Here is a 25,304-nt window from a genome sequence, read left to right as displayed (position 1 = left end):
CCCGCCCGCGAAACCGTGGCCGTGGGCGTGACTAGCCACCATTGAGGGTGTACGTGTGAACCTAATTATGAAAATGCTGGCTGTACCAGCAACCGTATTGGCCCTTTGGGCAGTCAGCGCTCAAGCTGCGACCAATGACGATATTGCCAAGCGCCTTGAGCCGGTTGGCCAGGTCTGCGTCCAGGGCAAAGAGTGCAAAGGGATGGAAGTCGCAGCCTCGGCTGGCGGCGGTGGTGCAAGAACAGCCGATGACATCGTTGCCAAGCACTGCAACGCGTGCCACGGCACGGGCCTGCTGGGCGCACCGAAAGTGGGTGACACCGCAGCCTGGAAAGAACGTGCCGATCACCAGGGCGGCCTCGACGGCATCCTGGCCAAGGCCATCACCGGGATCAACGCGATGCCACCTAAAGGCACCTGCTCCGATTGCTCCGATGACGAGCTCAAGGGCGCCATCAAGAAGATGTCTGGCCTCTAACAGGCAGCCATCTACCGCGAAAAAGCCGCTTACGAGCGGCTTTTTTGTGCCTGCGATTTGGCCAGGAGGCTGGTCATCGGCGCCAAGACCCGGCAAGCTCGGGCTCACCTCAATTCATGGAATGGTCGGGAGGAGTAGATGGTGCAGTCCTGTTCAATCGAGCGCGGGGTCGACGATGTACTCGCCCGTTTGCCCGCGCATATCCACCTGGGCTTACCCCTCGGGTTGGGCAAGCCCAACGGGTTCGTCAACGCCCTGTACCGGCGCATCGCCCAGTTGCCTGAGCGCCGCTTGACGATCTACACCGCCCTGAGCCTCGGCCGCCCGGCCCTGGGCGATGGCTTGCAACGGCGGTTTCTGGAGCCGTTTGTGGAGCGGGTATTCGGCGATTACCCGGAGCTGGACTACCTTGCCGACCTGCGCCGCGACAGCCTGCCCGCCAATATCCGCGTGCAGCAATTTTTCATGCAGCCCGGCAGCCTGCTCCACAGCGCCCCGGCCCAGCGCGACTACGTCAGCAGCAACTACAGCCACGCCGCGCGGGATATCAACGCGGCCGGGCTCAACCTGGTGGCCCAAATGGTGGCCCGCGACCCGGGGCAGCCGGAGCGCTTGAGTTTGAGCTGCAACCCGGACATCACCCTCGACTTGCTGCCGATGATCGCCAAGCGCCGTGCCGCGGGGGAAACCATCCTCATGCTCGGCCAGGTTCACGCTGACCTGCCGTTCATGCCAGGGGACTCGGAAATCGACGCCCAGGCGTTCGATTTCCTGATCGACAGCGATGACCGCACCACGCTGTTTTCCACGCCGAATATGCCAGTGGTTTTGCAGGATCACTTCATTGGCCTGCACGCCAGCACCCTGGTGCGCGACGGCGGCACCTTGCAGATCGGCATTGGCTCCATGGGCGATGCGCTGACCGCCGCGTTGTTGGCGCGCCAGGCCGATAGCGAAGGCTATCGCGCCTTGTTGGCAGAGATGGACCTGGCGCCGTGGCAGGCGCTGATCGACCGCGAAGGCGGCGTCGAACCCTTCGCCAAGGGCCTTTACGGTTGCAGCGAAATGTTCGTCAACGGCTTGCTGGTGCTGGTGGACGCCGGCATCGTGCGGCGCAAGGTCTACCCGGACGAGGCCCGCCAAGCCCAGGCCAACGCCGGCACCCTGGACGAAGCGGCGCAGGCCGATGGCGTCTCGGTGCACGGCGGGTTCTTTCTCGGCCCGCGCACTTTCTACGAGCGCGTGCGCGAGTTGCCCCAGGCCAAGCGCGGCGAATTCAACATGACCGCCATCAGCTACATCAACGAGTTGTATGGCCAGGAGCCACTTAAGCGCTTGCAGCGCCTGGATGCGCGGTTTATCAACAGCGCGTTCACCGTGACCCTGCTGGGCGCCGGGGTGGCCGATCAGTTGGAGGACGGCCGGGTGCTCAGCGGCGTAGGCGGGCAATACAACTTCGTGGCCCAGGGCCATGCGCTGGAAGGCGCGCGCTCGATCTTGATCCTGCGCAGTTGGCGCGAGGCGGGCGGCGAGGTCAGTTCCAACATCCTCTGGGAGTACGGCCATTGCACCATTCCACGGCACTTGCGCGACGTGGTGGTGACCGAGTACGGCATCGCCGACCTGCGCGGCAAAACCGACGCCCAGGTGATCGAAGCGCTGCTCAACATCACCGATTCGCGGTTCCAGCAGGATTTGATCGAGCAGGCGCAACAGGCTGGCAAGCTGCAGAAGGGTTTTCGCCTCAACCCCAGGTTCACCGACAACAGCCCGCAACGCCTGGAAGCGATCGGCGCACGCCACGCACGGCTGTTTCCCGAGTACCCCTTGGGGACGGATTTCACTGGCGAGGAGCAGGATTTGCTGCGGGCGCTGAACTGGCTCAAGAGCAAGTTCAAGCTCAGCGAGATGCTGGAGTTGGGCAAGGCTGCCCTGGATGCACCGGAGCCGGAGCGTTTCCCGCGCCACTTGGAACGCATGGAACTGCTCAAGCCCCAGGGCTTCAAGGAAGAGCTGTACCAGCGCTTGCTGCTGGCGGGGTTGCAGGCGACGGCGCGGGGCACCGCGCAGCCCTGACCTCAAGCCTGTGGGAGCAAGCTTGCCCGCGAAGCGGTTTGTCAGCCGGCACATCGGGTGGCTGATACACCGCAATCGCGGGCGAGCCCCACAGGCGTCTTGTACACCGCAGCGACGTTGTTGCTACCGCTGCTTAGAGAAAGGTCACCACACCACCGGCCAGGGATTTGACCCGGGCCAGGGATTCCACGCGGTAGCCTTGGGCGTCCAGTTCGGCGCGGCCGCCCTGGAACGATTTTTCGATCACGATGCCCAGGCCGGCCACGGTGGCGCCGGCCTGTTTGATGATGGAAATCAGCGCCTGGGACGCCTTGCCGTTGGCCAGGAAGTCATCGATGACCAGCACGCGGTCGCTGCTGGTCAGGTGGCGCGGGGAGATCGCCACGGTGCTTTCCACTTGCTTGGTGAACGAGTACACGGTCGCCGACAGCAGGTTTTCGGTCAGGGTCAGGGACTGGTGCTTGCGGGCGAAAATCACCGGCACGCCCAGGTTCAGGCCGGTCATGATCGCCGGTGCGATGCCCGAGGCTTCGATGGTGACGATCTTGGTGATGCCTGAATCCTTGAACAACGCGGCGAATTCGTCGCCGATCATCTTCATCAGCGCCGGGTCGATCTGGTGGTTCAAAAAGGCATCCACCTTCAGGACCTGATCGGAAAGCACGATGCCTTCTTCGCGGATTTTCTTGTGCAGTGCTTCCATGAAGCTTTCCTCTAATGACGCCGTGTGCGTCCAGGGCTGGTGAAAAAGTGGGCGATTCTAGCGCTTTAACATCGCGCGTATATCCGCCAATGCGGTATTGCCGCGAACGGCTTTGACTTCGGTGGGGGTGTCGTCGTTGCCTTCCCAGGCCAGGTCGTCCGGCGGCAGTTCATCGAGGAAGCGGCTGGGCGCGCAATCGATGATCTCGCCGTACTGCTTACGCTTGGCGGCGAAGGTGAATGCCAGGGTCTGGCGCGCGCGGGTAATGCCCACGTAGGCCAGGCGGCGTTCCTCTTCGATGGTGTCGGCTTCGATGCTGGAGCGGTGGGGGAGGATTTCCTCCTCCATGCCCATGATGAAGACGTAGGGAAACTCCAGGCCTTTGGAGGCATGCAAGGTCATCATCTGCACGCCTTCGGCGTTTTCTTCTTCTTCCTGCTGACGTTCGAGCATATCGCGCAACACCAGTTTGCCGATGGCTTCTTCGATGGTCATTTCGCCATCTTCGTCTTTTTCCAGGGTGTTCTTCAGGGCTTCGATCAGGAACCAGACGTTGCTCATGCGGTAGTCCGCGGCTTTGTCGCTGGAGCTGTTGGTGCGTAGCCAGTTCTCGTAGTCGATGTCCATGACCATGCTGCGCAGGGCCGAGATGGGGTCTTCGCCGGCGCACTGCTCGCGCACCTTGTCCATAAAACGCTTGAAGCGTCCCAGGCGATCGGTGAAGCGCGAGTCCAGGTGCTCGCCCAGGCCGATTTCGTCGGTGGCGGCGTACATCGAGATTTTGCGTTCGGTGGCGTAGTTGCCGAGTTTTTCCAGGGTGGTCGAGCCGATTTCCCGGCGCGGCACGTTAATCACCCGCAAAAAGGCGTTGTCGTCGTCCGGATTGACCAATAGGCGGAAGTACGCCATCAGGTCTTTCACTTCCTGGCGTCCGAAAAAGCTGTTGCCCCCCGACAGACGATACGGGATCTGGTGGTGCTGCAACTTCAGCTCGATCAGCTTAGCCTGGTAGTTGCCGCGGTACAGGATGGCGAAATCGCTGTAGGGGCGGTCGGTGCGCAGGTGCAGGGTCAGCAGTTCGACGGCTACGCGCTCGGCTTCGGCGTCTTCGTTGCGGCAGCGGATCACGCGGATTTCGTCGCCGTGGCCCATGTCGCTCCACAGTTGTTTTTCAAACTCGTGGGGGTTGTTCGAGATCAGCACGTTGGCGCAGCGCAGGATGCGGCTGGTGGAGCGGTAGTTCTGCTCCAGCATCACCACTTTCAGGGACGGGTAGTCGTCCTTGAGCAACATCAGGTTTTCCGGGCGGGCGCCGCGCCAGGCGTAGATCGACTGGTCGTCGTCGCCGACCACGGTGAACTGGTTGCGCTTGCCGATCAGCAGTTTCACCAGCAGGTATTGGCTGGCGTTGGTGTCCTGGTACTCGTCCACCAGCAGGTAGCGCACCTTGTTCTGCCACTTTTCGAGGATGTCGGCGTGTTCCTGGAACAGCTTGACCGGCAGCAGGATCAGGTCGTCGAAGTCCACCGCGTTGAACGCCTTGAGCGTGCGCTGGTAGTGGGTGTAGACGATGGCGGCGGTCTGTTCCTTGGGGTTGCGCGCGTTTTCCAGGGCCTCGGGGGGCAGGATCAAGTCGTTTTTCCAGGAGCCGATCATGTTCTTGATCTCGTCGACGCCGTCGTCGCCCGAGTATTCCTTTTGCATGATGTCGGTCATCAGGGACTTGACGTCGGTTTCGTCGAAAATCGAGAAACCGGGTTTGTAGCCCAGCCGCGCGTGTTCCTTGCGGATGATGTTCAGGCCCAGGTTGTGGAAGGTGCACACGGTCAGGCCACGGCCCTCGCCGCCCTTGAGCAGGGTGCCGACCCGCTCTTTCATCTCCCGCGCGGCCTTGTTGGTGAAGGTCATGGCGACGATGTACTGGGCACGGATGCCGCAGTTCTGGATCAGGTGGGCGATTTTGCGCGTGATAACGCTGGTTTTGCCGGAGCCTGCGCCGGCGAGCACCAAAAGAGGGCCGCCGACGTAGTTCACGGCTTCTTGCTGCCGGGGATTGAGTCGGGACATGACGAAAAGGGGGGTCGCTTGCGAAATGGGCGGGCATTTTAACAGGCTGGAAAGATTCTGCGGCCTCTGTGCGACTTGTGACGTAGCACTCGATCTAAATTTGCCGCTTTTGCTACTTTGCCGCAGGATGCGCGCTGAATGTACGGCGACAACGTGCGAGTTAGAGCGGTACAAGATAGCGGTTGATAATCAATACCATTGGTCATTGTTTATCGGCGCGTCATAATGCCCCCCGCCACCATTTTTATGCAGAGTCTAGGGAGCCAGCTTGTCCACGCCTGTCGAACCCGTGCGTTTGCTGCTATTGGCCCCGGAGCCAACGTGGGCGGCGTTGTTGCGCGAGTGTCTGGTGCCTCTGGGGGACGCGGCGGTGCTTATCAGCGCGCCGGACTGGGAATCGGTCAGCCGCCTGTTCGAGGGTGATCGCACCGCGGTCTTACTGACCGTTCCCGCTCTGCAACCGGCGCCGGGCAGTTGCCATCTGCCCACCGTGCTGCTGCTGGAGCAAGAGCCCCTGACCATCCCCGATGGCGTCAGCGACTGGCTGACCCGCGTAGCGCTGGACGCCGAGACCCTGCGCCGCTGCCTGCGCCACGTGCGCGAGCGCGGCCTGCTGGAAAACACCCTGCAACGCCTGGCCGAACAAGACCCGTTGACCGGCATTGCCAACCGCCAGGGCTTCCACACCCTGCTGGCCGCGCGCCTGGCGGAAAACGAAGGCCGCGGCCTGGCCCTCGGGCACCTGGACCTGGACAACTTCCGCCACGCCAACGATGCCCTCGGCCACCAGGCCGGCGACCGCTTGATTCTGCAAGTGGTGGCGCGGCTCAAGAGCCAGCTGGAGGCGGGCGATCAAGTGGCGCGCCTGGGCAGCGACGAATTCGCCCTGCTGATCGACACCCGTCGCGCGCCGCAACGGGCCGAATGGATGGCCGAGCGCATTGTCGAGGCGATGTCCGAGCCCTATTGGGTCGATGGCGAAAGCCTGCTGATCGGGTGCAGCCTGGGCATGGCCCATGCCCGCGCCCAGGCTGGCGCCGACCCGCTGATGTGGCACGCCCATATCGCCATGCAGCAGGCCAAGAGCACCCAGGGTTGCACCTTTCATATCTTCAACGAGCGCATCAACCGCAACGCCCGCAGCCTCGCCGATCTGGAAAGCGAACTGCGCCGCGCCTTGCGCCGCGATGAGCTGGAGCTGCATTACCAGCCACGGATGAACCTGGCAGACGGGCAGATCGTCGGCCTCGAAGCCCTGGTGCGCTGGCGCCACAGTGAACGCGGGCTGCTGCCGCCCAGCGAGTTCGTGCCGCTGGCCGAGCAAAGCGGCTTGATCGTGCCCCTGGGTTACTGGGTGATCTCCCGCGCCCTGCGGGACATGCAGGACCTGCGCGAACGCGGCCTGGCGCCGCTGCACATGGCGATCAACCTGTCGTTCCGCCAGTTCCAGGACAGCCAGTTGCTGCCGACCCTCAGCCGCTTGATCGCCGAGCGGGGCGTGGACGCGCAATGGTTGGAGTTCGAGCTGACCGAGACGGCCGTGATGCGCCGCAGCGACCTGGTCAAGCAAACCATGGACGCCCTCGGGCGCCTGGGCGTGCGCTTTTCGCTGGATGATTTCGGTACCGGGTTTTCCTCGTTCGTACATCTCAACAGCCTGCCCATCGCCCTGCTCAAGATCGACAAGAGCTTTGTCGGCGGCATGGAAGAGCGCGAAGAAAACCGCAAACTGGTGCACGCCATGATTAACCTGGCCCACAACCTCCACCTGGAAGTGGTCGCCGAAGGCGTGGAAACCCCCCAGCAACTGGCACTGCTGCGCGGTTACGGCTGCGACCAGGTGCAGGGCTACCTGATAAGCAAACCCGTACCGCTGGCGCAATTGGTGGACTACCTCACCCTCGGCCATGACCGGCAAACGGTGTTGAGGGGTTAACCCCCCCGACAATTCACCTCTGCGGGGGCAACGGCCTTACTCCTACCAATTCGTCACCGCCACTCAGGGCCGCCCTCGCGAGCAGGCCCGCTCCCACAGCGGAGAAATGAACATCCCAACCCCACCACAGTTCCACTGTGGGAGCGGGCTTGCCCGCGATGAGGCCGGTACAGTCGTTAGATATTTATCGGCAGGAATACCGCTATCGCGGGCGAGCGGAGCGCCGCCCGGCCCGCTCCACTAGGTCGCTGGCAACCCCGCCCCTTCCTGCGACTCGCGGCGGATCATGCGTTTCATTTTCCATTCAAACGCCAGGGTCAGGCTCACCGCCGCGCACGCCAGCCCCAATGCCAGGCCCCACCAGACGCCGGTCGGGCCCCAGTCGAGGGTGAACGCCATCCACCACGCGGCCGGTGCGCCAATCAACCAATAGCAACCCAGGCCTACCAGGAAGGTGGTTTTGGCGTCCTTGAGCCCGCGAATGGCGCCCATGGCGATGGTTTGCGTGCCGTCGAACAGCTCGAACCACGCCGCCACCGCCAGCAGGCTCACGGCCAGTTGGATGACCTCGGCGAACGCCGGGTCGTTGTGGTCCAGGAACAACCCGACCAGTTGGTTAGGCAGCAGCCAGAACACCATGGCAAAGCCGAGCATCGCCGCGCCGCCGAACAAGATCCCCACGCGCCCGGCCAGCCGTGCGTCCAGCAATTGCCCGGCGCCGTAATGCTGGCCGATGCGCATGGTGATCGCGTACGACAGCCCCGCCGGCACCATGAACGCCACGGAGACGATCTGGATGGCGATCTGGTGAGCGCCCAGTTGCGTACTGCCCATGCTGCCCATGCACAGCGCGGCGAAGGCGAACAAACCGACTTCCACCGCGTAGGTGCCGCCAATCGGCAGGCCCAGGCGCCAGAGTTCGCGCAGGTACTGGCGGTTGGGTCGCGACAGGCCCCGGCGCAGCGGGTAGGCGTCATACGCTGGGTGGCGGCGAATGTGCCAGGCCAGCGCCAGGGCCATGCAGTTGGCGACGATCGCAGTCACCAGGCCGATGCCCATCAGGCCCAGTTTCGGCAGGCCGAACATGCCGGTGATGAGGGCGTAATTGAGCAGGAAGTTGGCCACGGTGCCGATCAAGCTGATGACCATTACCGGGGTGGCGCGGCCGATGGCGCTGGTAAAGCCGCGTAGGGCCATGAAGCTCAGGTAGCCGGGCAGGGCGAAGGGCAGGATCAGCAGAAATTGGCCGGCGGCCAGCACGTTGGTTTCGGTCTGGCCGAACAGCAGCAACAGCGGTTTGAGGTTCCATAGTGCCAGGCCGGCGACCAGCGCCATCAGCCACGCCAGCCACAGGCCGGCCTGGGTCAGGCGTGCGGCGCCTTCGATGTCCCCCGCGCCTTTGCGGATCGCCACCAGGGTGCCGACGGCAGCGATCACACCGATGCAGAAAATCGACACGAAGGAATAGGTGGCCGCCCCCAAACCACCGCCGGCCAATGCTTCGGGGCTGATCTTGGCCATCATCAGGGTGTCGGTGAGCACCATCAGCATGTGCGCCAACTGCGAGGCAATCAGCGGCCCGGCCAGCCGTAGGATGGCCCAGAGTTCGGTGCGTGCTGGATGCTGCATGGTCATCTGGCCCTTTTGCTCGCAATGACAGAAAACCAAGGATTCTCGGCGCTTACGGGCATTTGCACAAAGGGATAAAAACGATTGGTGGCATGATTAAAACTCATGCTGAGAGTTTGTTTGCTACTGTTGGCCGTTCATTACTTGGAGCCCCCCGATGCCCCGCCGCCTACCGCCCCTTTATGCCTTGCGCGCCTTTGAAGCGGCCGCGCGGCACAGTTCGTTCACCCGCGCCGCGCAGGAATTGTCCATTACCCAAAGTGCGGTCAGCCGCCATGTGCGCACCCTCGAAGAGCACTTCGCCTGCCGATTGTTTTTGCGCAACGGGCGCAACCTGCAACTGACCGAAGCGGCGCGCCTGCTCCTGCCCGGCGTGCGCGAAGGTTTCAGCGCCCTGGAGCGGGCGTGCAACGTGCTGCGCGCCGAGGACGACATCCTGCGCATGAAGGCGCCGTCCACACTGACCATGCGCTGGTTGCTGGCGCGTTTGAGCCGTTTTCGCCACTTGCAGGCCGGCAATGAAGTGCAGTTGACCAGCGCCTGGATGGACATCGACGCGGTGGACTTCAACCACGAACCGTTCGATTGCGCGGTGCTGCTGGGCAGCGGTAGCTTCCCCCCGGATTGGGAGGTGAGTTTTCTGTTCCCCGAAGAGCTGATCCCGGTGGGCGCGCCGAACTTGCTCAACGACCAGCCCTGGGATGTGCAGCGCCTGGCCAACACCGAGTTGCTTCACCCCACGCCCGACCGCCGCGACTGGCGCAACTGGCTGGAACGCATGGGGTTGGCGGGGCAGGTGTCGCTCAAGGGCGGGCAGGTGTTCGATACCCTGGAGTTGGGCATGATTGCCGCCGCCCGCGGTTATGGCGTGTCCATGGGCGACCTGCTGATGGTGGCCGAGGACGTGGCTCAGGGGCGCTTGAGCCTGCCGTGGCCCACCGCAGTCGCCAGCGGCGATGGCTATTACCTAGTGTGGCCCAAGACCCGCCCCGGCGGTGAGCGTTTGCGGCGCTTGAGCGACTTTCTACAGGGTGAAGCCCAGGCCATGGTGCTACCGGATGTCGAGCATTTGAGCTGACGCCTTCAGGCGTTGCTGGGGCGGTATTGCAGGGCCTCGGCCAGGTGTTCGCGGGTAATGCCAGGGGCTTGCTCCAGGTCGGCCAAGGTGCGGGCAACCTTGAGCAAACGGTGGGCGGCGCGCAGGGACAGGGTCAGGCGTTCGCACGCGGTTTCCAGCCAGGCTTCATCGGCCGGGGCCAAGCGGCAATGCTGGCGCAGCCCCGGCAGGTCGAGGAAGGCATTGGCGCAACCCTGGCGCTGTTGCTGGCGCTCGCGGGCTTGGGCGACAAGGCGTGCCGCGCTGGCGGTGTCGCCGCCGGGTTGGGCGGTGGGGTTGAGGGCGGTGGCTTCGCGGGCGACGGTCAGGTGCAGGTCGATACGGTCGAGCAGCGGCCCCGAGAGCTTGTTGCGGTAACGCTGGATCTGCTCCGGCGTGCAGCGGCACCGCCCGCTGGGTTCGCCTAGGTAGCCGCAAGGGCAAGGGTTCATCGCCGCCACCAGTTGGAACCGCGCCGGGAAACGCACCCGGTCGCGGGCCCGGGCGATCACGATATGGCCCGATTCCAGGGGCTCGCGTAGAACCTCCAGGACCTTGCGGTCAAACTCCGGCAACTCGTCGAGAAACAACACGCCGTGGTGGGCTAGGGTGATTTCCCCGGGCTGGGGTTTGGAACTGCCGCCCACCAGCGCCGGGCCGGAGGCCGAGTGGTGGGGCTGGCGGAATGGCCGCTGCGGCCAGTGGCGTAGCGGCATCAGGCTGGCCACCGATTGAATGGCTGCGACTTCCAGGGCTTCGGCCTCGCTCAATGGCGGCAGCAGGCCGGGTAAACGGCTGGCCAATAGGGTTTTGCCGGTGCCTGGCGGGCCACTTAAAAGTAGGTTGTGGGCCCCGGCCGCGGCGATCAGCAGGGCCCGCTTGGCGGCCACTTGGCCCTGCACTTCGCTCAAGTCGGGGTAGGGTTTGTTGGCCAGCAGCAGGCCGTTGGACGTGAACGGCTCCAGGGGCGTGTGGCCGTTGAAGTGGGCGACCACTTCGAGCAGGTGTTCTACCGCGATCACCTTCAAGCCCGAGGCCAGGCAGGCCTCTTCGGCATTGGCCCGGGGCACCACCAGCACGCGCCCGGCCTGGCGCGCCGCCAACGCTGCCGGGAGTACACCGCGCACGGGGCGCACGGCACCGGACAAGGCCAGTTCACCGAGGAACTCGACTTCTTCGATGGCCAGCATGGGCACCTGCACGCTGGCAGCGAGCAGGCCCAGGGCGATGGCCAGGTCGAAGCGCCCGCCGTCCTTGGGCAGGTCCGCAGGGGCGAGGTTCAAGGTGATGCGCCGTGCCGGAAACTGAAAACCCGAGTTGATGATGGCGCTGCGCACCCGGTCCTTGCTTTCCTTCACGGCGGCTTCCGGCAGGCCCACCAGGGTGAGCGCGGGCAGGCCGTTGGCGAGGTGTACTTCGACGGTGACGGCGGGGGCTTCAACGCCCACCTGGGCGCGGCTGTGGACGATGGCCAGCGACATGGAACCTTCCTTGATGGGCACAGAGAACCGCATCCTGCGGGTCCGGGAAGGGTAGTCGAGGTGTGAAGGCGAGGCGGGGGTGACAGGGTTGCAAGACGTATCGGGCGGCCACGCCCATCGGTGGCGACGGGCGTGGTGGCGAGGTTACTGCGGGGGCGGGTTGAGCTTGGCTTCCAACTCCGCGACTTTCGCCTCAAGGCTTTCCAGGCGTGCGCGGGTACGGGCCAGGACGACCATTTGGCTGTCGAATTCTTCCCGGCTGACCAGGTCCAGTTTGCTGAAGCCGCTTTGCAGCAGGGCCTTGAACTGGCTTTCGATTTCATTGCGCGGCAGCGCGGTGTCGCCGCTGAACAAACGGGAAGCGTGGCCGCTCAGGGCGTCGAGGAGGTCTTTGGGCGCGAGCATGGGAAAAGTCCTGGGAACAGATGGCCGGCAGTGTATCACGGGGTGTCTGCCCGCCAGGGCAGGGGCGGCCGCACGGTTATCGCGCATCGGTTGCGCCACGGCTGCACCGTTTTTGTGCGTAAGCCGGCGGGCGATGGCGGCAAAAGGCCAATGGCCGTTGACAAGCGATTGATATGGTGGGTTTTTCTAGAGATGGCAAGGTTTCTGCTTAGTGCCTGATGACCCATGCACTGATGCAGTCGCTGTGACGAACGCAGTGCGCCGGGATGGCTGAGTCGGGCCGACGATGCGTTACAAAGCCAGGCACTGCGCTTAGACTTGAGCCGGGTTTGTTTTCCTGGGGCAAGTCCACCAATTCGGGAGAGAGTTTTCATGAAGCTAGTCACTGCCATCATCAAGCCGTTCAAGTTGGACGACGTACGCGAGTCGCTGTCCGAGATCGGCGTGCAGGGCATTACCGTTACTGAGGTCAAAGGCTTCGGTCGGCAGAAAGGCCACACCGAGCTGTATCGCGGCGCGGAATACGTGGTCGATTTCCTGCCTAAGGTGAAGATTGATGTCGCCATTGACGACAAGGATCTTGATCGGGTTATCGAGGCGATAACCAAGGCAGCCAACACCGGCAAGATCGGTGACGGCAAGATCTTCGTGGTCAATCTGGAACAGGCTATTCGCATCCGTACCGGCGAAACCGATACCGACGCAATCTAAGCCGCCAAACCCAACGCCCCAGGAGAAACACTATGACTCTGCGCACATTCGCAGGGCTTGGAGCCCTGTTGTCCCTCGTAATGCCCAGCCTGGCTATGGCGGCAGACGAAGTGGCGGCTCCAGTCCTCAACTCCGGCGATACCGCCTGGATGCTGACCTCCACAGCCCTGGTGCTGTTCATGACCATTCCCGGCCTGGCGCTGTTCTACGGCGGTATGGTCCGCTCGAAAAACATCCTGTCTGTACTGATGCAGTGCTTCGCCATTACCGGCCTGATTAGCATCCTGTGGGTTGTCTACGGCTACAGCATTGCCTTCGACACCACCGGCATGGAAGCGGGCGTCGTCAACTTCAACTCCTTCTTCGGCGGCCTGGGCAAGGCGTTCCTGGCGGGCGTTACGCCAGCCAGTATCACTGGGCCGGCGGCCTTGTTCCCGGAAGCGGTGTTCATCACCTTCCAAATGACGTTCGCCATCATCACCCCGGCGCTGATTGTCGGTGCCTTCGCCGAGCGCATGAAGTTCTCTGCGATGCTGATCTTCATGGCCATCTGGTTCACCCTGGTGTACGCGCCGATTGCGCACATGGTCTGGTCCGGCAACGGCGGCCTGATGTGGGACTGGGGCGTGTTGGACTTCGCCGGCGGCACCGTGGTGCATATCAACGCCGGTGTGGCAGGGCTGGTGGCGTGCATCGTACTGGGCAAGCGCAAAGGCTTCCCGACCACACCCATGGCCCCGCACAACCTGGGCTACACCCTGATGGGCGCGGCGATGCTCTGGGTCGGTTGGTTCGGCTTCAATGCCGGCTCCGCCGCCGCCGCCAACGGCACGGCTGGCATGGCGATGCTGGTGACGCAAATCGCTACCGCCGCCGCTGCGCTGGGCTGGATGTTCGCCGAGTGGATCACCCACGGTAAGCCAAGCGCCCTGGGCATTGCCTCGGGTGTGGTGGCGGGCCTGGTGGCCATCACCCCGGCCGCGGGCACCGTAGGCCCGATGGGCGCCCTGGTGATCGGCCTGGTGGCCGGTGTGATCTGCTTCTTCTGCGCCACCAGTCTCAAGCGTAAGCTGGGCTACGACGACTCCCTGGACGCCTTTGGCGTGCACGGCATCGGCGGTATCGTCGGTGCGATCCTCACGGGCGTATTCGCTGCTCCGGCCCTGGGCGGCTTTGGTACGGTGACGGATATCGCGGCGCAAGTCTGGATCCAGTGCAAGGGCGTGGGCTTTACCGTGGTCTACACCGGTATTGTCACCTACGTGATCCTCAAGGTGCTGGATGCGGTGATGGGCCTGCGGGTGAGCGAAGAGGAAGAGGCTGTCGGCCTCGATCTGGCGCAACACAACGAGCGTGGCTACAACTTATAGGCAGCCTGTGTAAGGCGTAAAAAATGCCCGGCTTGCCCGGGCATTTTTTTGTCTGGGGTTTGTCGATTGCCAGGTGGGCCGAATATCCTTCAGACCGCATGCTTTCAGACGGCCGAAGGCTTACAGCTTTGCAGGAAGATTAGGCGCTTTGTTTTTTTCGTGGGCGCGCTAGAATGCGCGCCGAACCTGTGTGTAACGGTGGCGAGCGGTAACGTCTAGGCGGTCGGTCGTGGTGCCAGAGCAGGTTGACCGACAGGCGCTGGGCGGCTGGTACGGTGTTTCTCTTGAGCGGCATCGCCACGGTGGTGCGTGCAAAGCCTTCGTCGTGAAGCACGGTGACGAGGTGCAACCCCTGGCTACCAGTGGGTCTTGATTTTTTTCCGGCCGCCTTCGACAGATGGCCAGGCTGGGCTATAACTAATCTGCTTTTCGCAAGTCATGAGGTAGAACATGAGCGACGATGATCTGGAAAACGACGACCTCGAAGTAGGTGACGAAGACGAGGCCGAAGAAGGCCTCGAAGCGGCGGCTGAAGACGTTGCCGAGGACGATGGCGGTGATGCTCCGGTCCCGACCGCAAAAGGCAAGTCCAAGGCGGCCGTTTCCGTCGATGAGCTGCCCAGCGTCGAAGCCAAGAACAAAGAGCGTGATGCTCTGGCACGCGCCATGGAGGAGTTCCTTGCCAAAGGCGGCAAGGTGCAGGAAGTCGAAGCCAATGTGGTGGCAGACCCACCCAAGAAGCCTGATAACAAGTACGGCAGCCGACCTATCTAAGCGTTTGCTGCGTACTTGCTGAAAAAGCCCGCCGTCGCTGCGGGCTTTTTCATGGGCGCTCGTCGGGGCGGGCGGTTTTAGCGCACGGCGTTCCAGCGAGCCAGCAGGGCCGGCAATTCGGTCAGGCTACGCACTTGGGCATCGGGCAGTTGCTCGGCCTCCCAGGCTTTGCCCGCCGGGTTGTACCAAATGGCCCGCAACCCAGCCTGCTGCGCCCCGGCGATGTCGTCACCCGGGTGATCGCCGATGTGCACGGCGTGTTCGGCGCGGGTTTCGCCACGCTCCAGGGCTTCGTGAAACAAGCGCACGTCGGGCTTGGCGATGCCGATGTCCTCGGCGCACAGGGCGAACTTGAAGTAGTCCGCCAGGCCCAGGCGTCGCACGTCGGCGTTGCCGTTAGTGACCACACCCAGGGCGAAGTGGTTGGCCAGCCGCTCCAGGGTCGGTTGCACCTCGGGGAACACCTGCAACTGATGGCGCGCGTGGAGGAACACCTCGAACGCCGCCTCGGCCAGTTGCGCCGCCTGAGCTTCGGCGTAGCCCACCTCATGCAACGCGTGGAACAGCACCTTGCGGCGCAGTGCGCTGATGCGGTGCTTGAGCCCGGGCTCGGCGTTCAGCACGCGCTCGCGAATTGCCCACAGATGCTCCACCGGCACGCCGCCCAAGTGCGGCGCATGCTCGCTCAGCCACTGACGCAGTGCCGCCTCGGCGTTGACGATCACGGGTGCGGTTTCCCAGAGGGTGTCGTCCAGGTCGAACGTGATGAGTTGAATGGTCATGGCTCTTCACTCTTGTTGCGTTTGGCTCGGGGGTGGGCGCTGTCATAGACCGCTGACAGGTGTTGGAAGTCCAGGTGGGTGTAGATCTGCGTGGTCTTGATGTCCGAGTGGCCGAGCAGCTCCTGCACCGCACGCAGGTCTTGGGACGACTCCAGCAAGTGGCTGGCGAAGGAGTGGCGCAGCATGTGCGGGTGCAGGTTCTGCCCCAGCTCCCGCTCGCCCGCGGCCTTGACCCGCAACTGAATGGCTCGTGGTCCCAGGCGCCGGCCCTTCTGGCTGACGAACACGGCATCGTCCACCGGGTTGCTCAGGGCCCGCAGCGCCAGCCACAGTTGCAAGGCTTCCCGGGCCTTGCGCCCTACCGGCAGCACGCGGGTTTTACTGCCCTTGCCGAGCACTTGCACCAGGCCATCGGCGAGGTCGAGCTGGGCCAGGTTGAGCCCGGTCAGTTCACTCAGGCGCAGGCCCGAGCTGTAGAACAGCTCCAGGATGGCCTGGTCGCGATGGGCCAGGAAGTCATCCTCCACCGCCCCTTCCAGCAGTTGCAGGGTGCGGTCGGTGTCGAGTGTCTTGGGCAGGCGTCGTTCGCCCTTGGGTGGCGTCAGGCCCGTGGCGGGGTCGTGGTCACACAGGCCTTCGCGGTTGAGGTAGCGATAGAGCCCGCGCACCGCTGACAGCAGGCGCGCCAGGCTGCGCGAAGACTGGCCCTGGGCATGCAGGCGGGCGATCACGCCCCGCAGGCGCTGGATGTCCAGTGCCGCCCAACTGCCGATGCCTTGCTTTTGGCAGTGGGCCAGGACTTTATCGAGATCGCGCCGGTAGGCCTCAAGCGTGTGGGGTGACACCTGGCGCTCACTGCGCAGGTGCGCGCAGTAGGCGTCCAGTTGTCGTTCCATGTTTAGCGTACCGAGCGCAAGGCGTTGTTCAGACGGGGCACGATGCGGCCCAGGACTTCGGCGATGTAGCTGAGGAACAACGTGCCCACTGAGCTTTTATAGTGCTGCGGATCGCGGCTGGCGATGGCCAGCACGCCGTGCAGGCCCAAGTGGCTGAGGGCGACCACGGCGGTGGAGCCGATCTGCTTGCGCTGCTCTTCGCCGAACAGGAAGTCCAGCTCATGCTCGCGCAGGCTGCCGCTGACGGTCTTGCCTTCGGCCAACAGGCCGCCGATGGCTGCCTGGGCGTCGGCGGTTGGCACCCAGCGGCCCACCGGCAAGGAGTTGTCGCTGAACAGGATCAGGCTGACGAAGGGCACCTGGAAATCCTGGCGCAGGCTGTCTTCGACGCTGATGACCACCTCTTCCAGGCTGGCAGCGTCCATCAGCGCGAGGATCAGGCGCCGGGTTTTCTCGAACAGCCGATCATTGTCCCGGGCCACGTCCATCAACTGCGAGAGGCGATGGCGCATCTCGATGTTGCGTTCGCGCAGGATCTTCATCTGCCGTTCCACCAGAGACACGGTGTCGCCGCGTTGGTGGGGCAGGCGCAAGGTGGCCAGCAGGTCTTCGTGTTCGACGAAGAAATCCGGGTGGGCTTCCAGATACGCGGCAATCGCTGCCGTTTCGAGGCTGTCGCCCGGCGTTGGGCCGGGCTGCGGGGCTGGAACCTGAGGTCGGTCGGTCATGGGTTTGGCTCGTTCAAAGACGCACTTGTCCTTCGTATACCCGTACCGCCGGGCCAGTCATCAGCACCGGCTCGCCGGGGCCCGCCCAGGCAATGGACAGGCGCCCGCCGGGCAAGTCGATCAACAGCGGCGAATCCATCCACCCCTGGCTGATGGCAGCTACCGCAGCCGCGCAGGCGCCGGTGCCGCAGGCTTGGGTTTCCCCGGCGCCGCGTTCCCATACGCGCAGTTGCGCGCGTTGGCGGTCGATAACCTGGAGGAAGCCGACATTGGCCCGCGCCGGGAAGCGCGGGTGATGTTCGATCTTCGGCCCCAGTTCATGCACCGGCGCGTTGTTAATGTCATTGACCCGCAGTACCGCATGGGGGTTGCCCATGGACACGGCGGCGATGTCCAGCGTTTGGCCGTCTACTTCCAGCGGGTAGCTCAGGGCCTGCTCCGGGGCCTGGAACGGGATGTCGGCCGGCACCAGGCGCGGCGGGCCCATATCAACGCTGATCTGGCCGTCGCTGCGGATGTCGAGCTCGATGATGCCGCTTTTGGTTTCGACGCGGATCTGGCGCTTGGTGGTCAGGCGCTTGTCCAGCACGAAACGGGCGAAGCAGCGCGCGCCGTTGCCGCACTGCTCCACTTCCGAGCCGTCGGAGTTGAAGATCCGGTAGCGGAAATCCACCTCGGGGTTGCTCGGTGCTTCGACCAGTAGCAGTTGATCGAAGCCCACGCCGGTGTGGCGGTCGCCCCATTGCTTGGCGTGCTTGGGCAGGATGTGCGCGTGCTGGCTGACCAGGTCGAGGACCATGAAGTCGTTGCCCAGGCCGTGCATCTTGGTAAAACGCAGCAGCATGGTTTTACTCCGGTAGCAGGCTTTCGCCGGCGAACAACTCGGCTACCGTCTCGCGGCGACGCACTTCAAACGCAGTGTCACCATCGACCAGCACCTCGGCGCAACGGCCGCGTGTGTTGTAGTTCGAGCTCATGACGAAGCCATAGGCACCGGCCGAATGCACGGCCAACAGGTCGCCTTCTTCCAGGGCTAGTTCACGTTCCTTGGCCAAGAAGTCGCCGGTCTCGCAGATCGGCCCGACGATGTCGTAGGCGCGGGCGGCCGTGGCGCGAGGTTGCACGGCGGTGACGTCCATCCAGGCCTGGTACAGGGCCGGGCGGATCAGGTCGTTCATGGCTGCATCGACGATGGCGAAGTCTTTGTGCTCGGTGTGCTTGAGGTACTCGACCCGCGTCAGCAGCACGCCGGCATTGGCCACGATGAAGCGGCCGGGCTCGAACACCAGGGCCAGGTCGCGGCCATCGAGGCGTTCGCGCACGGCTTTGATGTAGGACTCGGCCAGCGGCGGCTCTTCGTCGCGATAGCGCACGCCGAGGCCGCCACCCAGGTCGATGTGGCGCAGGTAGATGCCGCAGTCGCCGAGGCGATCGACCAGGCCCAGCAGGCGGTCGAGGGCGTCGATGAACGGTGCCAGGGTGGTCAGTTGCGAACCGATGTGGCAATCGACCCCGACCACGTCCAGGTTGGGCAATTGCGCGGCACGTACGTAGACGTCTTCGGCGTCGGCAATGGCGATGCCGAATTTGTTCTCTTTGAGACCGGTGGAAATGTACGGGTGGGTGCCGGCGTCGACGTCCGGGTTGACCCGCAGGGAGATCGGCGCGCGAACACCCAGCTCGGCAGCGACCACTTGCAGGCGTTCGAGCTCATCGGTGGATTCGACGTTGAAGCAGTGCACGCCCACTTCCAGGGCGCGGCGCATGTCTTCGCGGGTCTTGCCGACGCCGGAAAACACGATCTTGTCGGGCTGGCCACCCGCGGCGAGAACACGCTCCAGCTCACCGCGCGAGACGATGTCGAAACCGGCGCCCAGGCGCGCCAGGACATTGAGCACGCCCAGGTTGGAGTTGGCCTTGACCGCGAAGCACACCAAGTGCGGCATGCCGCTCAGGGCGTTGGCGTAGGCCAGGTATTGGGCCTCGATGTGGGCTCGGGAGTACACGTAGGTCGGCGTGCCAAAGCGGTCGGCGATGGCGGACAGGGCTACGCCTTCCGCGAACAGTTGCCCGTCGCGGTAGTTAAAAGCGTCCATGGCGTTCCCTTAGTAGGTGTCGTGCTTGTGTGACTGCGATTGCGACTTGGCCTGTTCTTCAGGGGTCTTGCTGTCATCGGGCAGATACAGCGGGCCTTTCTGGCCGCAGGCAGAAACAAGGCAGGCAACCGCGACAAGCGCAGCAAGGGAAGAGATCAGGCGCTTCATGGCGAAATCCTTGAAAATGCGTTAATTGCGCCGGAGTATACCGGCCACCCGGCGCCTTGCCTATGCAGTGGGGCACCCGTCTGGCGGGCCTTTGCCGAGGTTCTGGAAATTGATCGCACGCAGCCTGTGGATAATTCATACGCTTGCCGGGCGCCTGGTCGGTATCCTTTGCAATCGCCGGGGCGCGCCCGTATCTTGCGGCGCTTGAGCGTGAGTAGACACTTTTTGAGGTTGCCGCAATGAGTTTGACCGAAGCCCGTTTCCACGATCTGGTCGATGCGACCCAGCAGACGCTGGAAGATATTTTCGACGAGAGTGGCCTGGATGTAGATCTGGAAAGTTCGGCCGGTGTGCTGACCGTCAAGTTCGAGGGCGGCAGCCAGTTGATCTTCAGCCGCCAGGAACCCTTGCGCCAGCTCTGGCTCGCGGCGGTTTGCGGTGGTTTCCACTTCGATTACGACGAAGAGAGCGAGCGCTGGATGTGCGACAAGAGCGAAGAGCAATTGGGCGAAATGCTCGAGCGCATCGTGTTTGCGCAGGCCGGGGCCAAGCTCGATTTCGAAGGGCTGTGAAACCGTGACCCAGCCTGCCCCCGCCCGCCCCGCCAAGCCGTTGTTCAGCAACGTCAGCCCGGCGGTGCCGTCGCCTTGTATCAGCACTTGCCGTCTGGATGAGCAGAAAGTCTGCATCGGCTGCTTTCGCCATGTCGAAGACATCCGCGAATGGCGCTCGGCGGACGACGCGCGGCGCCGGGCGATCTGCGGCCAGGCGGCAACCCGCCGCAGCGCCGCCGGTCCGTGCGGCTGACGCCCACGGCTTGTTTATTTATTGAGCTGTGGTAGTGTCCGGGTACGCCTCAACCCACCGAGGTCAGTGAAAACCCCGCCTATTCCTGGCGGGGTTTTGCTTTTGTTGTGCAGAAAAAAGGAGTCTGCCTGAATCATGACCACCGCACCTTCCATCATTCTCACCCGCCTCGACGTGCAACGTCTGGAGCGCCTGATTGACAGCCTGGACGAATCGACTCCAGGCGTCGCGGCGTTGCAGGATGAACTCGACCGCGCCGACACCGTGGTTGGTCACGAGGAAGTGCCGGCCGGCGTCGTCACCATGAACTCGCGTGTGCACTGCCGTGAGCAAGGCAGCGGTAAGGACTATCACTTGACCCTGGTGTATCCAAAGGACGCCAACGCCGACGAAGGCAAGATTTCCATCCTGGCCCCGGTCGGCAGCGCGCTGCTGGGCTTGCAGGCAGGCCAGCACATAGACTGGCCGGCACCGGGTGGCAAGACCCTGAAGCTGGAATTGATCGAAGTTGAGTACCAGCCTGAAGCCGCTGGCGATTTCGAGCTCTGATATGCCTCAGGCCTGGTCCAGCGCATCGTTGAGTGCGCGTTCCAGGTCGGCCTTGTAGCGCAGATACAGATTGCTCGGGCTTGGCCCGTCACCGAGCAGGCCCGAGAGGTCCAGGTCAGTGATATAGCAGCGGTAGCGCTCCACCTCCCGGCGCTGCCCGATGATCTGCCGGGCGACCACGCTGAACAGCTGGTCGCCGTACTCCAACTCGCCAAACTCCTGTTGATCGCAAAACAAGGTGACCTGCACCTGCCCGGGCGCACCCTTGCCGATGATCGCCTGCACGTCATAAAACGCCGTGTTGATCGGTGTTTGCGGCGCTGGTCGTGCTTCGACGCGCCGTGCCCGGCCGTTGCCCGAGGGCAGGAGCTGGTAGTAGTGCAGGTCCAGGTCCGCCAGGGGCGGGGGGGCGTCCAGCGGCAGCAACGCCTCGCGGCGAAACACCACGGAATTCAGGAAGCGTTGCAGCGGCACCAGCAGGCTCTGTTCGTCGTGATAGGGCAGTTGCTGTTGCCACAGGGCGTTGTGTTCGTCGAGCACATACAACTCGGCCCGGGCCTCGTCGATGCGGTAGAACACCTGGATGCAATCGGGCAGGCCCATGGGCAGGATCAGCGCCAGGTCGTGCTCTTGCAGGGCCATCGGGTCCAGGTGCAGCGGGCTGTAGCGCGGTTGTTCTTCCCCCAGGTAATCGAGCAGCGCTGCCAGGCTGGGCAGGGCGACGTGGCTGACCTGGCCGGGGATCAGCTCCAGCACGTGGTAGTGCTGCTGAACCTGGATCAAATAGCGGTGGTTGAGCTGGCTGAGCAGCAGGTTTTGCGCGGTGTCGAACAACTCTTCTACACGCCGGGCAATGAACTGGGCGCGGTTGTGGCAGAAGCAGCGCACCCGCAGGCGCGGTTGCGGCGAGCCTTGGGGCAGGTTGTTGAGGTAGTCGCCCAGGCAGTCGAGCAGCGCGTGGGCGCCGTCGTAGCGGTTGACCAGCACTTCGTTCCAGCTGTTGAGGGTGACTTGGTCGAGGGTCAGCACCAGGTTTTCCCGCACCCCGGCGTAGCTCAGCGAGTCGGTGCGCTCGGTGGTCATCAGGATGTTCAGGTCGCGGTGTTGCTTGAGCGGGTCGATGCCGACGTTTACCAGGATCAGCACTTCGCTGGGCTTGCTGGCGTGCAGCAAGGCCTCTTCGCTGACGCCGATCAGTGGCAAGGCAATGGTTTGCTGGAGGCTGCCGAGCAGGTTGAACAGCTCGAACTCGCTCAAGTCGCTGCTGCCGGGGTGCAGGGCGAGGCGGGTGCTGCTGTCGATCACGCCGTTGCGGTGGCACCAGGTCAGCAGTTCCAGCAAGCCGCGGCTGCGCTTGATCGGGGCAAAATGTTCCCATTCGTGGGCGCTGAGGCTGCCGTTGAACAAGCTCCAGTGGAGTTGCCCCATGTCTTTGCGAGGGGCTGCTTGCACCAGCGTGAGGGTGTCTTCGGCCAGGTCCGGGGCGATGCCGGGGTTGATGAACTCGATCTTGTCGGCCTTGCGCTCGAACGCCGCGTAGAGCCTGCGCCCGAGGATGTTCAGTTCGCGTTTGTTGACCTGGCTGACGGTCTGCTCGGTGCGGGCGAACTGGGTCAGGAAGCGATAGCTGTAGTTGAGCTCGTTGACCAGCGCCCGGCGCTCGCTACTGACCTGGCGCACCTTCCATTGGCTGCGGCTGTCGAGCATTGCCAGTTGCCGCGAATCCCAGCCCCATTCCGCGGCCAGGCGCTCGAGCAGGTCGCGTTGCCAACTGCTGGCGCGCTGGCCGGGGCTGGCGCTGAGCTTACGGTTGACCTTCAGGTACAGGCTGCGGCGCACCAGCTCCAGGCGCTGCGGTTCGCCGCGGGCGGTGAGGTATTCCTCGATGCGCCGGTAGACGACGATGTAGGGGTCCAGTTCATCGAGGTCCAGGCGATTGGCGAACACGGCCTGCTTGAAGCGTAGGCTCAGGCATTCGACCTTAGGGTGTTCGCTGGCGTAAACCTCGATCAGCAGCAGCTTGAGCACCGACTTGTAGGGCGACTCGATGCCTTTATAGAGTTGCCAGAGCCCGGCGCCGACGAACTCGCCCGGCGGGATTCGCGCCAAATGCCCCAGGTCCAGGGTCTCGTCGGCGCGGATAAAACGCTTGGACAGCAGCGTGTGGCCGTACTGGTCGTAGCGCGCTTCTTCGTACACCGGGACCAGCCACCACAGTGGCGTGCGCCCAGCGAGCCAGATCGCGGTGCGGTAGAACTCGTCGAGCAGCAGGTAATGCTGAGTGGTGCCGCAGTCGTCGGAACTCAGGGGCGCATCCCGCTCGCCGCGCACGAAGCGGTTGGGCTCGATCAGGAAGAAATGCGCCTCGGCGCCCTGGCTGGCGGCCCAGGCTTCCAGGAGCTGGCATTTTTTGCGCAACTCGTTCAGTTCGCTTTCGCTCAAGTCCGGGGCGTGGCAGACCCACACGTCCATGTCGCTCTGGTCGGCCTGGGCGAGGGTGCCCAGGCTGCCCATCAGGAACAGGCCATGGATGGGCCGCGGCGGGTTGCCGTGGCGCGGTTTATAGGAAAAGGAGCGCGTCAGGCGTTGGGCTTCGGCCAGGGCTTGCGAGTCGGGCTCGAAATTGGACAGGCCCGCCGGCGTGCTGCCGGACACGTAACCGGGTAGCAGCGGGTGGTTGACGTGGAAAAACAGCGGCAGCAGGTTGAGTACCAATTGCTGGCGCGGCGTCAGCCCTTCCATGGCGCGGGCCAGGCGACCTGAATTGAGCGTGAGAAAGCGCGCGCGCAGTTGGCTCAGAACCTTACGGTCGATTCCCTCGTCCAGATCTGGGCGGATTTCATGGGTGCGGGGCATGGCTCACCGGGCGCGGACGTGAAAGGTGTCGGGCGGGGGCCAGTCTACAGCGTGGGGGTGGGGAGCTTTAAGCGGAATTTTTATTTCTGGCGCCAGATTTACAGCGCGGCGGGTGGATGTTCCCGCGGAACGCCCGTGGCGGGCGATTCCGTGGGCGTCAGGTGGTGGGTTATGCGGCTTCTTCGACGGGTGACAGGATGGTCAGCAGGCCTTGGGCGTGCTCGGCGGCGTCGCGCCCCAGGCTGGTCAGGTAACCGCCATCGGGCTGGGTGGTCAGTTCTTTTTCGTACAGGCGTTTTGCGGCGGCGATGGCGGTTGGGGCGGCGGTCTGATGAATTTTCAGGCCTTCCTGGGAACTGTCCAGGTTGAAGAGTGCAAGGATTTCCAGTTCGGCAACCAGCTCAGGGGTATACGACATAAGGACTCCAGACTTTCTAGGAATAGATGACAGCGGCTCCTAAGGTGAACGCACTTGCCCGTGCTGTCCAGTACTGACCGGCGCTGCCTGGTGAATGACAGGAGGCAGTGTAGGTGGCAAGTGCGCAGGCTGCGTTGACCTGGGGCAGCCTGGCCCGTGCGCGGGGGCCAGGTGCTGCATTCATCCGTTCTTTTCTGGCGGCAACTCAGGCAGAGCACGCAGGGCCGCTTCGTACCATTGGGTATCGAAAGCACGGTCTTCTTCCAGGATTGCGTCGATCTCAACGGCCAGCACGTGGGCCATCAGGTTGAGGATCTCGTCGCGTTCGTAGCCCACCAGGGTCAGCTTGTTGAACGTGGCTTTGGCGGCGGGCGGGTTGTCGCTTTCGATCTGGTTTTCGATGGCCTGGATCAGGGTATCTTCGGCGAACGCTTCTTCGTCGTTGTCGATATCGGTTGGCTCGCTCATGGCAGGCTCCTCAAGGAAAAGTGGGCAGTCTAACTGCATTCAAGGCCGTGATGCTGCTGGCAACAACCGCCGCCAGGTTCTATAAACAACCCCGGCCCACCCCTGTACGGCCCGGAGGCTCTGCGATGCTCAAGCTTTATGGATTCTGCGTCAGTAACTACTACAACATGGTCAAGCTGGCGCTGCTGGAGAAAGGCTTGCCCTTCGAGGAAGTACAGTTCTTTTCCGGCCAATCACCCCAGGTCCTGGCCATCAGCCCACGGGGCAAGATCCCGGTGCTGGGGGTGGAGCAAGGCTTCATCAACGAAACCAGCGTGATTCTCGAATACCTCGAACACGCCCACCCAGGCACCGCGCTGCTGCCCGCCGAGCCGTTCCAGCGCGCCCAGGTGCTGGCCCTGGCCCGGGAAATCGAGCTGTACATCGAACTGCCCGCCCGCGCCTGCTACACCGAGGCTTTTTTAGGCATGACGGTGCCGCAGGCGATCAAGGACAAAACCAGGGAGGATTTGCTGCTGGGCATCGCGACGCTGGCGCGGCACGGCCGCTTTGCGCCCTACGTGGCGGGGGATGGCTTGAGTGTGGCGGACCTGTATTTTCTCTACAGCGTGCCGCTGGCCTGTGGGGTGGCCAAGAAGTTGTTCGGGTTGGACCTGCTGGCCGAATTGCCGGCGGCCCAGGCCTTGCTGGAGCGCCTGGAGCAGAACCCGAATGTGCAGCGCATTGCTGCTGACAAAGAGGCCTGCATGCCGGCCTTTCTGGAGATGGTCAACAGCAAGAAGTAAGGCGGGGTTTGTGCTTGCGAGGGCG

The 25,304-nt window shown here is 63.6% G+C and carries 25 protein-coding genes; 11 read left to right on the top strand and 14 right to left on the bottom strand.

All coding sequences use genetic code 11. The features are described 5' to 3' along the window. Positions 1-67 precede the first annotated feature (67 nt). A complete protein-coding gene (locus CKW13_RS14170) occupies positions 68-478 on the top strand; it encodes a cytochrome c5 family protein (protein ID WP_095109247.1) in 411 nt (136 codons plus the stop codon). Positions 479-616: 138 nt separating this feature from the next. After that, a complete protein-coding gene (locus tag CKW13_RS14165) occupies positions 617-2,554 on the top strand; it encodes an acetyl-CoA hydrolase/transferase C-terminal domain-containing protein (protein ID WP_095109246.1) in 1,938 nt (645 codons plus the stop codon). Positions 2,555-2,687: 133 nt separating this feature from the next. Here CKW13_RS14165 and CKW13_RS14160 read toward each other — a convergent pair whose 3' ends face one another. After that, positions 2,688-3,257 carry a xanthine phosphoribosyltransferase gene (locus tag CKW13_RS14160; RefSeq protein ID WP_095109245.1) on the bottom strand — a complete coding sequence of 190 codons (570 nt, stop codon included), beginning with the start codon at positions 3,255-3,257 and terminating at the stop codon, positions 2,688-2,690. A gap of 57 nt (positions 3,258-3,314) precedes the next feature. Next, the gene (gene rep / locus CKW13_RS14155; protein WP_095109244.1) at positions 3,315-5,324 is read right to left on the bottom strand and encodes a DNA helicase Rep; all 2,010 of its coding nucleotides are present in this window, start codon (positions 5,322-5,324) and stop codon (positions 3,315-3,317) included. A gap of 268 nt (positions 5,325-5,592) precedes the next feature. Between rep and CKW13_RS14150 the strand changes: the two genes are divergently transcribed. Continuing rightward, positions 5,593-7,260, top strand: coding sequence for a bifunctional diguanylate cyclase/phosphodiesterase (locus tag CKW13_RS14150; protein ID WP_095109243.1), 1,668 nt, complete (start codon positions 5,593-5,595; stop codon positions 7,258-7,260). A gap of 240 nt (positions 7,261-7,500) precedes the next feature. On the opposite strand, the gene CKW13_RS14145 is transcribed toward CKW13_RS14150, so the two are convergent. Further along, positions 7,501-8,889, bottom strand: coding sequence for a NorM family multidrug efflux MATE transporter (locus CKW13_RS14145; RefSeq protein ID WP_176465103.1), 1,389 nt, complete (start codon positions 8,887-8,889; stop codon positions 7,501-7,503). A 157-nt stretch (positions 8,890-9,046) separates the two neighbouring features. Between CKW13_RS14145 and CKW13_RS14140 the strand changes: the two genes are divergently transcribed. Next, positions 9,047-9,967, top strand: a complete 921-nt coding sequence (locus CKW13_RS14140; RefSeq protein ID WP_095109241.1) for a LysR substrate-binding domain-containing protein — start codon at positions 9,047-9,049, stop codon at positions 9,965-9,967. A 5-nt stretch (positions 9,968-9,972) separates the two neighbouring features. On the opposite strand, the gene CKW13_RS14135 is transcribed toward CKW13_RS14140, so the two are convergent. After that, a complete protein-coding gene (locus CKW13_RS14135; RefSeq protein WP_095109240.1) occupies positions 9,973-11,466 on the bottom strand; it encodes a YifB family Mg chelatase-like AAA ATPase in 1,494 nt (497 codons plus the stop codon). Between the two features lie 144 nt (positions 11,467-11,610). Continuing rightward, on the bottom strand, positions 11,611-11,871 hold the full coding sequence (locus CKW13_RS14130) for an accessory factor UbiK family protein (protein ID WP_095109239.1): 261 nt from the start codon (positions 11,869-11,871) through the stop codon (positions 11,611-11,613). A 372-nt stretch (positions 11,872-12,243) separates the two neighbouring features. On the opposite strand from CKW13_RS14130, the gene glnK reads away from it, so the two are divergent. From glnK to sutA, 3 genes are all read left to right on the top strand, one after another. Further along, positions 12,244-12,582 (top strand): P-II family nitrogen regulator, encoded by a 339-nt coding sequence (gene glnK / locus CKW13_RS14125; protein ID WP_002555808.1) that lies wholly within the window; start codon positions 12,244-12,246, stop codon positions 12,580-12,582. Positions 12,583-12,614: 32 nt separating this feature from the next. Then, on the top strand, positions 12,615-13,952 hold the full coding sequence (locus CKW13_RS14120) for an ammonium transporter (RefSeq protein WP_095109238.1): 1,338 nt from the start codon (positions 12,615-12,617) through the stop codon (positions 13,950-13,952). Between the two features lie 450 nt (positions 13,953-14,402). Then, entirely contained in the window at positions 14,403-14,726 is a 324-nt protein-coding gene (gene sutA / locus CKW13_RS14115) for a transcriptional regulator SutA (protein ID WP_095109237.1), read from the top strand. 77 nt (positions 14,727-14,803) lie between these two features. Here the strand turns inward: sutA and CKW13_RS14110 are convergent, their stop codons facing one another. Genes CKW13_RS14110 through CKW13_RS14085 form a run of 6 tightly spaced genes read right to left on the bottom strand, consistent with a single transcriptional unit; the run spans position 14,804 to position 19,396 of the window. Further along, on the bottom strand, positions 14,804-15,508 hold the full coding sequence (locus CKW13_RS14110) for an HAD family hydrolase (protein WP_095109236.1): 705 nt from the start codon (positions 15,506-15,508) through the stop codon (positions 14,804-14,806). Further along, positions 15,505-16,404, bottom strand: a complete 900-nt coding sequence (xerC, locus tag CKW13_RS14105; RefSeq protein WP_095109235.1) for a tyrosine recombinase XerC — start codon at positions 16,402-16,404, stop codon at positions 15,505-15,507. Before xerC ends, CKW13_RS14110 begins: the two co-directional genes overlap by 4 nt. Before the next feature lie 2 nt (positions 16,405-16,406). Beyond that, entirely contained in the window at positions 16,407-17,132 is a 726-nt protein-coding gene (locus CKW13_RS14100; RefSeq protein ID WP_095109234.1) for a DUF484 family protein, read from the bottom strand. Positions 17,133-17,145: 13 nt separating this feature from the next. Continuing rightward, positions 17,146-17,976 (bottom strand): diaminopimelate epimerase, encoded by an 831-nt coding sequence (gene dapF / locus CKW13_RS14095; RefSeq protein ID WP_095109233.1) that lies wholly within the window; start codon positions 17,974-17,976, stop codon positions 17,146-17,148. Positions 17,977-17,980: 4 nt separating this feature from the next. Beyond that, positions 17,981-19,228, bottom strand: coding sequence for a diaminopimelate decarboxylase (lysA, locus tag CKW13_RS14090; protein ID WP_095109232.1), 1,248 nt, complete (start codon positions 19,226-19,228; stop codon positions 17,981-17,983). A 9-nt stretch (positions 19,229-19,237) separates the two neighbouring features. Then, positions 19,238-19,396 carry a lipoprotein gene (locus CKW13_RS14085; RefSeq protein WP_095109231.1) on the bottom strand — a complete coding sequence of 53 codons (159 nt, stop codon included), beginning with the start codon at positions 19,394-19,396 and terminating at the stop codon, positions 19,238-19,240. 239 nt (positions 19,397-19,635) lie between these two features. Here CKW13_RS14085 and cyaY point away from each other — a divergent pair, with 239 nt between their 5' ends. The 3 genes from cyaY (at position 19,636) to rnk (ending at position 20,752) form a co-directional block, all read left to right on the top strand. Continuing rightward, positions 19,636-19,968 (top strand): iron donor protein CyaY, encoded by a 333-nt coding sequence (gene cyaY / locus CKW13_RS14080; protein WP_095109230.1) that lies wholly within the window; start codon positions 19,636-19,638, stop codon positions 19,966-19,968. A 4-nt stretch (positions 19,969-19,972) separates the two neighbouring features. Beyond that, a complete protein-coding gene (locus CKW13_RS14075) occupies positions 19,973-20,203 on the top strand; it encodes a DUF1289 domain-containing protein (RefSeq protein ID WP_095109229.1) in 231 nt (76 codons plus the stop codon). A 135-nt stretch (positions 20,204-20,338) separates the two neighbouring features. Continuing rightward, a complete protein-coding gene (gene rnk, locus CKW13_RS14070; RefSeq protein ID WP_095109228.1) occupies positions 20,339-20,752 on the top strand; it encodes a nucleoside diphosphate kinase regulator in 414 nt (137 codons plus the stop codon). 6 nt (positions 20,753-20,758) lie between these two features. On the opposite strand, the gene CKW13_RS14065 is transcribed toward rnk, so the two are convergent. The 3 genes from CKW13_RS14065 to CKW13_RS14055 all read right to left on the bottom strand — a co-directional run bounded on the left by CKW13_RS14065 (position 20,759) and on the right by CKW13_RS14055 (position 24,494). Further along, entirely contained in the window at positions 20,759-23,608 is a 2,850-nt protein-coding gene (locus CKW13_RS14065; RefSeq protein WP_095109227.1) for a class I adenylate cyclase, read from the bottom strand. A 169-nt stretch (positions 23,609-23,777) separates the two neighbouring features. Further along, complete coding sequence (locus tag CKW13_RS14060) at positions 23,778-24,026, bottom strand: TIGR02647 family protein (RefSeq protein WP_095109226.1); 249 nt, start codon at positions 24,024-24,026, stop codon at positions 23,778-23,780. 180 nt (positions 24,027-24,206) lie between these two features. Further along, a complete protein-coding gene (locus tag CKW13_RS14055; RefSeq protein WP_095109225.1) occupies positions 24,207-24,494 on the bottom strand; it encodes a hypothetical protein in 288 nt (95 codons plus the stop codon). Positions 24,495-24,619: 125 nt separating this feature from the next. Here CKW13_RS14055 and CKW13_RS14050 point away from each other — a divergent pair, with 125 nt between their 5' ends. Next, complete coding sequence (locus tag CKW13_RS14050) at positions 24,620-25,279, top strand: glutathione S-transferase family protein (protein ID WP_095109224.1); 660 nt, start codon at positions 24,620-24,622, stop codon at positions 25,277-25,279. Positions 25,280-25,304 lie beyond the last annotated feature (25 nt).

Origin of the sequence: Pseudomonas sp. Irchel 3E20 (genome assembly GCF_900187645.1) — a bacterium.
Lineage (GTDB): Bacteria > Pseudomonadota > Gammaproteobacteria > Pseudomonadales > Pseudomonadaceae > Aquipseudomonas.
The sequence above is the reverse complement of the archived record's forward strand: the minus strand, read 5'-3'. Positions and strand labels throughout refer to the sequence as shown.